Source organism: Pseudoalteromonas sp. MM17-2 (assembly GCF_022347945.1).
Lineage (GTDB): Bacteria > Pseudomonadota > Gammaproteobacteria > Enterobacterales > Alteromonadaceae > Pseudoalteromonas > Pseudoalteromonas ruthenica.
The window spans coordinates 119,617-131,641 of sequence record NZ_JAKRFV010000005.1; the positions used below are offsets into that span (position 1 = coordinate 119,617).

Genomic DNA, 12,025 nt, shown 5'->3' on the forward strand with positions numbered 1-12,025 from the left:
AAGGCAGTGCAAAGTGCCGCGATGGTATTGATTAGGAGCCCCCATGTCGTCAGCTAAGTATCATCAAATTAAAGATCATATTTTAACCCAGATCCGCAGCGGACAATGGCAAGAGTTCCAACGTGTGCCATCAGAAAACCAGCTCGCGCAGCAGTTTGCAGTCAGCCGCATGACCGCACGCCGGGCTCTAAGTGAGCTTACCGATGCCGGCATACTCACTCGCACCCAAGGCTTAGGGAGCTTCGTTGCCAGTTTTAAATCACAGTCATCACTGCTGGAGATCCGTAACATCGCCGATGAGGTGCGTGAGCGTAACCATAGTTACAGTTGTGCGCCGGTAACCCTAGAGTCCATTGATGCCGTTGCCCCCATCGCTATAGCGCTAGGCGTTGAGCCCGGCGATCAGGTGTATCATTCAGTATTAGTGCACTTTGAAAACGATGCGCCCCTGCAAGTAGAAGAACGCTTTGTTAACCCGGAGCTGGCACCTAACTACCTGCAGCAGGATTTCCATACCCTGACGCCACATGAGTATTTATCTCAAGTTGCCCCTCTGACCGAGGCGCGACATACGGTCGAGGCTATCACTCCAAACCAACAAATGTGTACTTGGTTAAACCTCTATAACGAAGAGCCTTGCTTACAAGTGATCCGTCGTACCTGGTCACAAAGAGGCATTGTTAGCTTCGCTAGGCTTGTATCTCCGGGCAGCAAATATCGCTTGGGTGGCCATTTAACATTCACTAAACGCAGTTAAAAAATTTTATAAAAACCAATTGTATATACAACCTATCAACAGGTGACATTATGACAACACACAGATTAGATAATAGCCGCGTTATTCGCGCCCCGCACGGTGATAAAATCGCCGCTAAAAGCTGGCAAACTGAAGCTGCTAAACGCATGCTAATGAATAACCTCGACCCAGAGGTTGCCGAGCACCCTGAAGCACTGGTTGTGTACGGCGGGATAGGCCGCGCAGCTCGTGACTGGCCTTGTTTTGATGAGATCATTCGCACCCTAGACCGCCTTGAGGATGACCAAACCTTATTGGTGCAATCAGGAAAACCTGTTGGCGTTTTTACCACCCACAGCAATGCTCCTCGAGTGCTCATCGCAAATTCAAATTTGGTGCCTCATTGGGCTAATTGGGAGCACTTTAACGAGCTCGATAAACAAGGTCTGATGATGTACGGACAAATGACTGCCGGCTCATGGATTTATATTGGCTCTCAGGGCATAGTGCAAGGAACTTATGAGACCTTTGTGGCAATGGCTAAACAGCACTTTGAAGGTCAAGCGAAGGGCCGTTGGATTCTCACCGGCGGCCTAGGAGGCATGGGCGGGGCCCAGCCGTTAGCAGCAACCATGGCAGGCTTTAGTGCCTTAGTGGTTGAGTGTGACCCAAGCCGAATTGAGTTTCGCCTAAAAACCCGTTACCTGGATAAACAAGCCAGTAGCTTAGACGAAGCCTTAGCAATGATTAACAGCGCCTGCGCTCAAGGTGAAGCAATCTCAGTGGGGTTACTAGGTAACGCCGCCGATGTCTACAGCGAGCTGGTTGAGCGTCAAGTTACACCCGATGTGGTCACCGACCAAACCTCTGCCCATGATCCATTAAATGGCTATTTGCCACAGGGGTGGACTCTGGAGCAAGCTCATGAGCTGCGCCAGCAAGACCCAGAGCGGGTGGTACGCGAAGCGAAGCAATCCATGGCGGTGCAGGTACGTGCCATGCTCGCCATGCAACACGCAGGCGCCGCTGCCACAGACTATGGCAACAATATTCGCCAAATGGCACAAGATATGGGCGTTAATAACGCCTTCGATTTCCCTGGTTTTGTGCCTGCTTATATTCGCCCACTCTTTTGCCAAGGTATTGGCCCCTTTCGCTGGGTGGCTTTATCGGGCGACCCAGAAGACATTTATAAAACCGATGCCAAGGTGAAAGAGCTTATTGCCGGTGACCCGCATCTGCATAATTGGCTTGATATGGCCCGAGAGCGCATTCAATTCCAAGGTCTACCGGCTCGTATTTGTTGGGTAGGGCTCAAAGATCGCGCCCGCTTAGCGCAAGCCTTTAACACTATGGTTAAAAACGGTGAACTAAAAGCCCCGGTTGTCATTGGCCGCGATCACCTTGATTCTGGCTCAGTTGCAAGCCCTAACCGAGAAACAGAAGCAATGCGCGATGGCTCAGATGCGGTATCGGATTGGCCGTTATTAAACGCGTTACTGAACACCGCTGGCGGCGCCACTTGGGTGTCACTACACCACGGTGGTGGCGTAGGCATGGGCTTTAGCCAACATGCTGGGGTGGTCATTGTTGCCGATGGCAGCGATGAAGCACACGACAAACTGGGGAAAGTGCTGTGGAACGACCCCGCTACCGGAGTGATGCGCCATGCTGATGCCGGCTACGATATCGCCATAGACTGTGCTGCTGAGCAAGGCTTAGATTTACCTATGGTCAATAAGGAGCAACGCCATGATTAATGTTCATCTGCACCCCGGTCAGCTCGATTTACCGACTTTGCGTCAAGCGCAGCAACAACCTATCCACATCACCTTAGATGAGAGTGCTTTGAGCGCTATCGCCGCAAGCGCCGCCTGTGTGCAACAAGTGATCAAGGATAAGCGAACCGTTTATGGCATTAATACTGGCTTTGGCTTACTTGCGAACACCAAAATTGCTGAACCGGAATTAGAACTGCTGCAGCGCTCTATTGTGCTCTCACATGCCGCCGGTATTGGTGAGTTGATGCAAGATAGTACTGTCCGCTTGATGATGTTATTGAAAATCAACTCGTTATCACGCGGTTTTTCCGGCGTGCGACAATGCGTTATCGATCTCTTAATTGCCCAAGTTAATGCTGGTATTTACCCGTGCATTCCCATTAAGGGCTCAGTGGGCGCATCTGGAGACTTAGCGCCATTAGCACATATGTGCCTACCGCTATTAGGCGAAGGAGAAGTGCGCTATCAAGGTGATATCTTGCCAGCAGCGCAAGCCTTCGCCAAAGCTAACCTGACCCCCATCACCCTTGCCGCGAAAGAAGGTTTGGCGCTGCTCAACGGCACTCAAGCGTCGACGGCATTAGCCTTAGAGGGACTATTTCAGGGCGAGGATTTATGGGCACAAAGTGCGGTTATCGGCGCCATGAGCATTGAGGCGGCGATGGGCTCACGGGCACCTTTTGATGAGCGTATCCATCTCGCCCGAGGCCAACAAGGGCAAATCGACAGCGCCCAAGTTTTTCGGCAACTGCTAGATAAAGAGTCTGCCATTAGCCGTGCCCATATCGACTGTGAAAAAGTGCAAGACCCTTACTGCTTACGTTGCCAACCACAAGTACTAGGGGCGTGCTTAACGCAAATTCGCCAAGCCAGTGAAGTCATTCTCGTCGAGGCCAATGGCGTCACAGATAACCCACTGGTCTTTGCCGAGCAAGGTGAAATCATTTCCGGGGGCAACTTTCATGCCGAGCCCATCGCCATGGCGGCAGACAACCTCGCCTTAGCGATCAGCGAAATCAGCGCGCTGTCCGAGCGCCGTATCGCCCTACTCATAGATTCGAACTTATCTAAATTGCCGCCATTTTTGGTGGAAAACGGCGGCGTGAATTCGGGTTTTATGATAGCTCAAGTCACCGCTGCAGCCTTGGCCTCGGAGAATAAATCCTTAGCTCACCCAGCATCGGTCGATAGTCTACCTACCTCGGCCAACCAAGAAGACCATGTGTCGATGGCCACCTTTGCCGCGCGACGACTGCAAGATATGGCCGAGAATTCTCGCGGTGTACTCGCAGTAGAGTATCTAGCTAGTGCGCAGGGGCTTGATTTTCGCGCTCCGCTAAAAGCCGCAGCTAGTGTTGAGCAAGCCAAGGCCACTTTGCGAGAACGCGTCGCTTACTATGACAAGGACCGATACTTCGCCCCCGATATTGAGCGCGCTAATCAATTACTCAAAGAGCGCGCGCTATGTGCTCTGATTGACGGGGTGTTACCGTCGGCCTAAATAGGTTGCTGATAACTAAACCCTAATTGTTCGATGGCGCTCCCATCGATACGCCGTTTAATGGGCCTCTGACTGGTAAAGGTCGGAGGCTCATTGCCCAAACGCTGACAGTGATCACGGTAATATTGCTGTTTCGTAGGGTGCTGTGGATGAACCAAATTGTAAACGCTTTGCGTTTGCTCATAGTGCGACAGTAGCTGCAAAATGCCGTCAATCACATCGTCACGGTGCACCATGTTCACCACATCATCGCCATGTGATGATAGCGCTTTACCACTAACAAAACGCCCCGGTTCGCGCTTCGGCCCTATAAGGCCCCCTAGACGCAATGCCCGGCCACCCTGTTCTAACACGCGCTGTTCGGCTGCAAACAAACGCTGCTGGCGTTCACTGCTTAGCGTCAATTCACTGCTTTCTTTGTAGTCGCCACTCTGTTGAGGGTAGATACCCGAGCTTGAGCACAACACGAACCCTCGACCTTGCAATGCTTGATAGAGCGCCAGCGCCGCCTCAAGGCTTTGTAGGTAGTTGCTATTAGGATTTCGACTCCCCGGAGTCATTGCACATAGCCAAAATGCATCAGTTAAATCGAGGTCATGCTCAAGTTCACCACGCTCGTTAATAACAAATTGACGTTCGTGACTTTGCTCACCACGACGACGGTGCGTTGCTTGTACCTGCCACCCTGACGATAAACAGCGCTGTGCCAGCGCTTCACCAAGCCAACCGGCTCCGATAATCACGATTTTTTTTGTCATATTTTCTCCCAAATTAACTCAGCGCCATCTACACTTTGCACAGTACAACACCAAGGAATTCAACTTGCTATGTTTTTAGTTCGTTTAGTTTACGCTTCCCGTGTCAGTGATTCTCTCAGCACTGACGATGTGGCACAAATTTTAGAGCACTCGCGAGGCAACAACCGAAGTAACGATGTATCAGGATTACTCTGTTTCAACCATGAATACTTTTTACAGTGTTTAGAAGGCTCAAGAGCCAGAGTAAATGCTTTGTACCAGCGCATACTGGGCGATACACGGCATCAGGATATACTGCTGCTGAGCTATGGTGAGATCACTGAACGTAATTTTGGCCGTTGGAGCATGGGCTATATTCCCGCTTCAAGCATTATTCGCGAGACCACCATGCGCTTTAGCGGCAAAAGCGACTTTAACCCGTATGAAATGACCGGCGATAGTGCCCATGCACTATTGGCTGAACTGGCACGCAATACCCCGACTTTGGAATAGTTCACGCTCAATTGCTGTAGATCAAAGCACCGCTGTGCATGTTAAGTAAACTAGCCGCACTTCCACCTGTGTGAGAGAGCGTCGTGATAGCACAAGTACAATGGCACAATGAGCTAATAAACAAATACAACGTTTCTGGCCCGAGATATACCTCTTATCCTACGGCTTTGCAATTAACCGATGGGGCCGATGGCAATACGCTGATAAACGCACTACAGCAGTGTCAGGGCGATGAATTATCGTTGTATATTCATATCCCCTTCTGCCACCAACTTTGCTATTACTGCGGCTGCAATAAAATTGTCACCCGCCACCAACATAAAGCGGATTTATACCTAGATTATCTAGGCCAGGAAATGGCGCTATTAAGTGAGCATAGCCGCCACTTAAAAGTTAAACAGCTGCACTTGGGCGGCGGCACGCCAACATTTTTAGATAGCGCACAAATGCACCGCTTAATGACTCTCATTAATGAGCACTTTAATATTGCCAGCGACAGTGAGCGCAGCATTGAAGTTGATCCCCGCGCTTTGCCGCTAGAGCGCATCGATGAGCTTAAGACGCTCGGTTTTAATCGTATTTCATTTGGTGTTCAAGACTTCAATGATGAGGTACAAAACGCCGTTAATCGACCACAGTGCGCACAGGATGTAGAACAACTGGTTCGTCGCGCGCAAGCGGTGGGCTTTACCTCGGTCAATGTTGATATGATCTACGGATTACCGAAACAATCAACGGCTTCCTTTGCGCGCTCGATTGCCAGACTGATTGATATTGGCCCGGATCGCGTCTCGGTATTTAATTATGCCCATCTGCCAGAGCGTTTTGCCGCGCAGCGCAAAATTAAAGACGCCGATTTGCCCAGCGCCCAAGCCAAGCTGACGATGTTTAAAGAAACCCTCTCCGCCATGCTCACGGCTGGCTACCAATTCATTGGTATGGACCACTTTGCCAAGCCGGACGATGAACTGGCTGTCGCTCAGCGTCAAGGTCATCTGCACCGGAACTTTCAAGGATACACTCTCGGCGGCGACCTTCCCCTACTGGGTTTAGGCGTGTCCGCCATTTCGCAACTGGGCAATCACATCATTCAAAACCACAAAGAGTTGAAGCTGTATTACCAAGCGTTAGAACACCATACTCTGAGTGCCTGTAAAGCACTGACACTCAACGATGAAGACCATATTCGCGCGGCGGTAATAAAGCAGCTTATTTGCCACTTTGAGCTAGATATGGACGCATTCTCAAATCAATACGATATAAACTTTAAAGCGCACTTTGCCAACGAGTTGGCGCAGTTACAGGGGTTTATTAACGATGACATGCTTAGCGTTAGTGGGCAGCATATTCGCGTAACTGCAAAAGGCATTCTCTTCATTCGCATTATCTGTATGTGTTTTGATCAATACTTACAACAAAAACTCAACCAACAACGCTTTTCTCGAGTAATATAGAAGCGATAAGAAAAGCCGCTGTACAGCGGCTTTTCTTACATAAACACATGCTTACTGTTGGGGTCAGCGGTAAATTCACTGAGGATTTTTTCTGCATCCTCAAGAATATCCGCTTCCAACTCTTTTTCTTTACGCCAGCGCGCACTGTCTTGCTTGAATATTTCCTTCTTCGAATATTTTTTACGCGCCTCGTGAGTAGGTAAGTCCTTGACCGCATCGTACATGGCATAGACACCCGGATAGTGCGCCTGCAAGTCGCGCTCTTGATCGAAGCTGTACTGACTCATAAGTACCCACACTCGTAAACACCCTTCCGAGTATTCACATTGACCTTCTTTCATCGCTTTCGCGAGCAGGTGGATACTATCACTCAATTTTGCATTACGGGCTAAGCGCTTTTCGGCGAGCTCCGCTCGTTTAGCTGCAATCGCCTGATTTTGCTCCTTCACTTGCCAAATCAAGCGCCCTGCGTAAAAAGCCAACCCAGCAATGATCAGCGCCCCAATTACGATGGCAATGATCCACATGGAATTCATTTTTTATCCTCTTCGTCTAGCCACTCATCCGCCAACGAGTCATTCATATAACTATCAAGCAGATCTTCGTCATCCGCAAAGTCTTCATCATCGATACCCAGTATCTCGCATAGTTGTTCATGACGTGCGACTTTGGCATTAAAATACTTGGCGTCTTTACCTGTTAAAACTTCGCCCTGATCGTGGCGCTCAATAAGCGCTAACAGGCGTTCATCCGCTTCAATCTGTGCCAACTCTTGTTGCGGACTCAATTCTGGCTCATGCGCTTGGCGCAGAGTCGCTTGTGGTTGAAGATTGCGCCGAGGCTTAGACTCAGGCTTGCTCTGTTTAGGCGCCTGTGGTGTTAAGCTCACAGGCTTTTTGCTGCCCACCCGCTTATCTGTTTTGCCGCTCTCACTGCTCTCGCTACCCTCAACTTTTAAAAGTTGTGAATTACGGTTACCAGGCTCGGCTCCTTTTTTCTTTTTCTTGCTGCGCTGCTCTTTCATCGCTCGAAGCTCTCTGAGCTTATCTTTACTTAAACGCGCAGTGCCGTTATTGATGACCTTGCGGGACTTTTTCTTTCTCGTCATAGTTAATCTCTATCGCGCGGCCGTGTTAAGAAGATCACATCAGCCGCAATAAATTCCACATTAAATCCAAACTGCTCGGCGATATAAGCAAAGGTATCTTTGCTATAAAAGGCAATGTGTGTTGGATCATTTTTATAGTGCCAGGTGGCAAAACGATCAGCATTGATAACTAACTTGGTCATCAAAGCCAAAGTGCCCCCTGGGCGTAATAATTCGTACCATTGTCCAAGGACAATATGAGGCTCGGCCAAATGCTCTATTACTTCGGTGCTGCATATAAAGTCATAACGATCATTAAGCACACATTGATCAGGGTAGTAATAGAGATCATACAATGCCACTGTATGTTCTTGCTCTTGCAACATAGTAGCGAGTAAGGGCGCTGGCCCACAGCCAAAATCTAAGCCTTTACTTCGAGCAACTAAACGTTGCTGCAACGGATTAAAGACCCTGCTTAGGAAGCGACGGTACCCTGGGTCATCAAGGTCATTCTCATGATGATCATAGATAGCCTTCTCTTGTGCTGCCGTTACGTATTGGCATGCCGCCACAAACACCAATGCACAACGCTGGCATTGCCAGTAGTCGCGTACTTTGTCGCGGTAGTAGTGATTTGGGTTTGAGCTTTGACACAGCGGGCAGGTATTCGCTTTCATAGCGACTATTGTAACAGGACAAATAAAAAGGCGGTAGAGCTAACCTCTACCGCCTCGCAACTCGAGCGCCAAAATGAATTTGGACACTTCTCCCTTCGACTTGATTTTAAGTCTTATTTTATTATTTTTGTTATCACTTTCCGTATTGTTTTTATTATCTTCCGTGTGGTGTTTTATTTTTCTCGGTCTTCCTAACTCTTTGTTATTCTTCCTTGGTTGTGCATCTTTCGATGCTCCCCTAGCGCACAAACTTGCCGCGATTCCGTTACGAATTTCCCTGTTGTTATTGTTTGTTGCGACAGCAACTAATTTACTGATTCATAACTTAGTTACAACTGGTTTAACTATTTTTTGTAGTTTTGTTGTTGTACCAAAATAGGTAAATTTTTTAATTTCATTAAGTTAAGGTTTATTTAGTGATTTAAAATGAGCAATAGATTACATTCACATATGGTCAATGTCTCACAAGCAGGTGGAGATATCGTCAACTTAATTAACATGCACAAAAAAAGCAGCTAATGCTGCTTTCTTAGTCACTTTTCAAAACCTCATCCATTTGGACGAGGCTGAATATTAGTGTAAACCACCTAGGTACTTTGATAAGACCTCGATATCTTCATCAGTCAATTTCTTAGCGATGTCACGCATCATTCCATTGTGGTCATTTGCACGTGCACCATCACGGAATTTCTCTAGCTGTGCCTTAAGGTATTCCGCATGCTGGAACGAGATTTTTGGGAATCCAGCTAAAGATGTACCATTACCACGAGGACCATGGCACGCAGCACAAGCAGGAATTCCACGTTCAGCGTCACCTGCTTTGTAAAGCATTTCGCCCTGCTCGACAACATCTTCAGGGGTTGTGCCCTCAGACATATTGAGCGAGGCAAAATAAGCAGACAAGTCTTTCATATCTTGATCGCTCAAAGGCATTGCCATGCCACCCATGACTGGATCCGCGCGACCTTCTTCGCCCCCAGAGGTCATGCCTAATTTAAATTCTTTAAGCTGCTTATATAGATACTCAGCGTGCTGACCTGCGATCTTAGGGTACATGGTGACAGGCGCGTTACCATCAGCGCCATGACACGCAGCACATGTCGCCGATTTGTCTTTACCTGCGCTGGCGTCGCCATCAAATGCTGCTGCGTTGTTTGCACTCAACACACCAACTAACATAGTTAAGGATAGTGCTAATTTCTTCATGGTAAATTCTCTGTTTCGGACCCTGTATTCGTTTACAATCTTTTCGATGCAATGGCTCTATTCTACACGATAAAAATTTCTCTGGCACGTTTTCTGCCCACATTAAGCTTATAAAATGCGGGGTTTTAAGGAAAATTTGTCTCAGCGCATAGTTTTGCCGAGCTTTCCTGACCCATTGCTTGCACCTTTAGCTTAGCCGCTTTCTGATATAAACTAGCGGTTAATCTAATTTTGGTGCCTCACTGAGGAGTTCATGTGGCCAAATCCCGCGTTGATTATACGCAAGCTAAGTTTATAACAAGTGCCCCGGATATCAGTAAATTACCGGAGGACACAGGTATTGAGATCGCGTTTGCAGGGCGCTCCAATGCCGGTAAATCCAGTTCACTAAATACGCTGACCGAACAAAAACTCGCTCGTACTAGTAAAACGCCTGGACGCACACAATTGATCAATACTTTTGCGCTGCAAGAGGATCAGCGGCTAATTGACTTACCTGGATATGGTTTTGCCAAAGTGCCAATGGAGATGAAACTAAAATGGCAACGCTCTTTAGGTGAGTATTTACAAAAACGCGAGAGTCTAAAAGGCTTAGTAGTGTTGATGGACATACGTCATCCCCTAAAAGATCTCGACCGTCAACTTATCGAGTGGGCCAGCTCCAGCGACATTCCTGTGTTGGCGCTACTGACTAAGGCTGATAAGTTCAAGCAAGGCAAACGTAAGTCTGAGGTGCTAAAGGTGCGCCGCGAGCTTGCTGAGGTAGCAGACAACATCACCGTACACGCATTCTCGTCGCTTAAAGGTACCGGCTTGAATGAGTTAAGAAAGCAGCTAGATGAGTGGTTTTTAGGGCCTGTTGTCACTCAGCCGCCGAGTGAAAACGACTCTCCTGCCGAATAGATTATAAACTCCTCACCCTGGGGCTGAGCGAGCTGCTCGGCCCACGCATAATACACCGTACGCGCTAATTTCGCTTGCACCCCATAAGGCAGCTGCAAATAAGGCAGCTTCTGCCCTTGCGGATCGGCATGTATAAGCAGCGGATGCTGTGCGCCGAGCACAAATTCACGGCCAATATTATCGATACAAATAACCGCTGAATGCGCTGCGTTTTGCGCTGTAGCTAGACGCCAATCGACAATTAATAGCGGCGCATCGTCCACCCTGATAGCCATCTGTTCAACAGGGGTTTTTAGGTAGTACTGCCCTTGCTCACGCCATAACACCGAAGCAAACAACTTAACTAAACGAGCACGTTTAATTTCAGTGCCGTGATGGAACCAACGACCATCTGCAGTAATGTGAATGTCAATGGTGCCGCATTGCTGCGGCGACCATTGATCTAAAGGCGCAATTTGCCCCTCAAGTTGCTGCGACAGAGCCGCTAGCGCTTGCTCATTACTGCTCATTTAGGGTCAGTACAAAAGAGACAGGAACGGCGCGAGTTATAGAGTCTAACCCGGCTAATGACTTCAGCTTGTCGATCCCCGGTTGCAACGCAAAGTCAGCAGGACTTACTAACACTGGCATCATAGAACTAACCACCAGGTCATCGGCACGACTTGCCACCACGCTCACAGCTATTTGCTGAGCTTTAGTTTTACCGTGTAACGCCAGCTGTGCTTGAACATTTCCTTGAGCCACGCCGGTATCTTTCGCTTGTGCGATTAATTCACTGACATTCGCAGTAACTTCCATCGCGGGAAACTCGACGGTGTTAAAAAGAAATTTCTGCATGCGCTCGTTGCGAATCGGGATCTGCGTCTCAACACTGTTGAGATCGATCGCTAGCTTAAACATGCCGCTCTCATCAACGCTGCCTGAAACGTCTTTGAAGAAGTGGTTCTCCGCAATAGCGTTATTCTTTACTGAGACAAAATTTACGCGGCTGTGATTATTATCTACCTGCCACGCAGCTAATGCACTGGTACTGCCTACAAGCAGCGCACCATACATTAAAGTACGAACAAAACTATTAAACATTACGCTTTCCTTCGATAAGAATGATTATCACCATGCTAGCAATAAACTATCTACAGGTGAACTAACTACTCAAGGATACTTAAGAAAATGAGTAAAGGATCAGCCAGCAAAATGCTAGGAAAGAGAATAAAAACATAACAGCAAAGGAGTAGAAAAAGCCGGCCTACCAAAACGGTAAGCCGGTATAGCAATCTGGGGAGAAGCTATCAATACGCTGTACCATCGCAAAGCGAGTGGCACATCATCAACAGGATGTCCTACAGGATGAGGACGCGCGGACTGTAGCAAATCAATATCAAGAAATAAACGCAAAGCGCGCGTAACAGCGCTTATTTAATCCTATATAA

Annotated in this window: 13 protein-coding genes; 6 read left to right on the top strand and 7 right to left on the bottom strand. The window is 48.2% G+C overall.

The genetic code is table 11. The annotated features are described in order from the left end of the window. Positions 1-43 precede the first annotated feature (43 nt). The 3 genes from hutC to hutH are packed head-to-tail and all read left to right on the top strand — an operon-like array spanning position 44 to position 4,018. Positions 44-757: a histidine utilization repressor gene (gene hutC, locus MHM93_RS06405; RefSeq protein ID WP_053910180.1), complete on the top strand. Its 714-nt coding sequence runs from the start codon at positions 44-46 to the stop codon at positions 755-757. A 50-nt stretch (positions 758-807) separates the two neighbouring features. Then, positions 808-2,496 (top strand): urocanate hydratase, encoded by a 1,689-nt coding sequence (gene hutU, locus MHM93_RS06410; protein ID WP_239448415.1) that lies wholly within the window; start codon positions 808-810, stop codon positions 2,494-2,496. Beyond that, positions 2,489-4,018: a histidine ammonia-lyase gene (gene hutH, locus MHM93_RS06415; RefSeq protein WP_239448416.1), complete on the top strand. Its 1,530-nt coding sequence runs from the start codon at positions 2,489-2,491 to the stop codon at positions 4,016-4,018. Before hutU ends, hutH begins: the two co-directional genes overlap by 8 nt. Here hutH and MHM93_RS06420 read toward each other — a convergent pair. Next, positions 4,015-4,776, bottom strand: coding sequence for an NAD-dependent epimerase/dehydratase family protein (locus MHM93_RS06420; RefSeq protein WP_239448417.1), 762 nt, complete (start codon positions 4,774-4,776; stop codon positions 4,015-4,017). The genes hutH and MHM93_RS06420 overlap by 4 nt on opposite strands. Before the next feature lie 69 nt (positions 4,777-4,845). Between MHM93_RS06420 and MHM93_RS06425 the strand changes: the two genes are divergently transcribed. Both MHM93_RS06425 and hemN read left to right on the top strand, forming a co-directional pair. Beyond that, positions 4,846-5,268, top strand: coding sequence for a BLUF domain-containing protein (locus MHM93_RS06425; RefSeq protein ID WP_239448418.1), 423 nt, complete (start codon positions 4,846-4,848; stop codon positions 5,266-5,268). A gap of 83 nt (positions 5,269-5,351) precedes the next feature. Continuing rightward, complete coding sequence (gene hemN, locus MHM93_RS06430) at positions 5,352-6,722, top strand: oxygen-independent coproporphyrinogen III oxidase (RefSeq protein WP_239448419.1); 1,371 nt, start codon at positions 5,352-5,354, stop codon at positions 6,720-6,722. A 35-nt stretch (positions 6,723-6,757) separates the two neighbouring features. On the opposite strand, the gene MHM93_RS06435 is transcribed toward hemN, so the two are convergent. The 4 genes from MHM93_RS06435 to MHM93_RS06450 form a co-directional block, all read right to left on the bottom strand. Next, positions 6,758-7,258: a DUF2489 domain-containing protein gene (locus MHM93_RS06435; RefSeq protein ID WP_022946635.1), complete on the bottom strand. Its 501-nt coding sequence runs from the start codon at positions 7,256-7,258 to the stop codon at positions 6,758-6,760. Further along, complete coding sequence (yihI, locus tag MHM93_RS06440; RefSeq protein ID WP_138549109.1) at positions 7,255-7,830, bottom strand: Der GTPase-activating protein YihI; 576 nt, start codon at positions 7,828-7,830, stop codon at positions 7,255-7,257. Before yihI ends, MHM93_RS06435 begins: the two co-directional genes overlap by 4 nt. A 2-nt stretch (positions 7,831-7,832) precedes the next feature. Then, the gene (locus MHM93_RS06445; RefSeq protein ID WP_239448420.1) at positions 7,833-8,486 is read right to left on the bottom strand and encodes a class I SAM-dependent methyltransferase; all 654 of its coding nucleotides are present in this window, start codon (positions 8,484-8,486) and stop codon (positions 7,833-7,835) included. Positions 8,487-9,059: 573 nt separating this feature from the next. After that, complete coding sequence (locus MHM93_RS06450) at positions 9,060-9,692, bottom strand: c-type cytochrome (protein WP_022946632.1); 633 nt, start codon at positions 9,690-9,692, stop codon at positions 9,060-9,062. 255 nt (positions 9,693-9,947) lie between these two features. Between MHM93_RS06450 and yihA the strand changes: the two genes are divergently transcribed. Then, complete coding sequence (yihA, locus tag MHM93_RS06455; protein WP_022946631.1) at positions 9,948-10,595, top strand: ribosome biogenesis GTP-binding protein YihA/YsxC; 648 nt, start codon at positions 9,948-9,950, stop codon at positions 10,593-10,595. Here yihA and MHM93_RS06460 read toward each other — a convergent pair. Both MHM93_RS06460 and MHM93_RS06465 read right to left on the bottom strand, forming a co-directional pair. Then, positions 10,559-11,104, bottom strand: coding sequence for a DUF1285 domain-containing protein (locus tag MHM93_RS06460; protein WP_239448421.1), 546 nt, complete (start codon positions 11,102-11,104; stop codon positions 10,559-10,561). The genes yihA and MHM93_RS06460 overlap by 37 nt on opposite strands. Next, a complete protein-coding gene (locus MHM93_RS06465) occupies positions 11,094-11,678 on the bottom strand; it encodes a YceI family protein (protein WP_239448422.1) in 585 nt (194 codons plus the stop codon). Before MHM93_RS06465 ends, MHM93_RS06460 begins: the two co-directional genes overlap by 11 nt. Positions 11,679-12,025: the final 347 nt, after the last annotated feature.

Excerpts from the sequence above, each read along its gene's own strand:
- hutC (WP_053910180.1), top strand. The coding sequence starts at position 44 with ATGTCGTCAGCTAAGTATCATCAAATTAAAGATCATATTTTAACCCAG.
- hutU (WP_239448415.1), top strand. The coding sequence starts at position 808 with ATGACAACACACAGATTAGATAATAGCCGCGTTATTCGCGCCCCGCAC.
- hutH (WP_239448416.1), top strand. The coding sequence starts at position 2,489 with ATGATTAATGTTCATCTGCACCCCGGTCAGCTCGATTTACCGACTTTG.
- MHM93_RS06420 (WP_239448417.1), bottom strand. The coding sequence starts at position 4,776 with ATGACAAAAAAAATCGTGATTATCGGAGCCGGTTGGCTTGGTGAAGCG.
- MHM93_RS06425 (WP_239448418.1), top strand. The coding sequence starts at position 4,846 with ATGTTTTTAGTTCGTTTAGTTTACGCTTCCCGTGTCAGTGATTCTCTC.
- MHM93_RS06435 (WP_022946635.1), bottom strand. The coding sequence starts at position 7,258 with ATGAATTCCATGTGGATCATTGCCATCGTAATTGGGGCGCTGATCATT.
- yihI (WP_138549109.1), bottom strand. The coding sequence starts at position 7,830 with ATGACGAGAAAGAAAAAGTCCCGCAAGGTCATCAATAACGGCACTGCG.
- MHM93_RS06445 (WP_239448420.1), bottom strand. The coding sequence starts at position 8,486 with ATGAAAGCGAATACCTGCCCGCTGTGTCAAAGCTCAAACCCAAATCAC.
- MHM93_RS06450 (WP_022946632.1), bottom strand. The coding sequence starts at position 9,692 with ATGAAGAAATTAGCACTATCCTTAACTATGTTAGTTGGTGTGTTGAGT.
- MHM93_RS06460 (WP_239448421.1), bottom strand. The coding sequence starts at position 11,104 with ATGAGCAGTAATGAGCAAGCGCTAGCGGCTCTGTCGCAGCAACTTGAG.
- MHM93_RS06465 (WP_239448422.1), bottom strand. The coding sequence starts at position 11,678 with ATGTTTAATAGTTTTGTTCGTACTTTAATGTATGGTGCGCTGCTTGTA.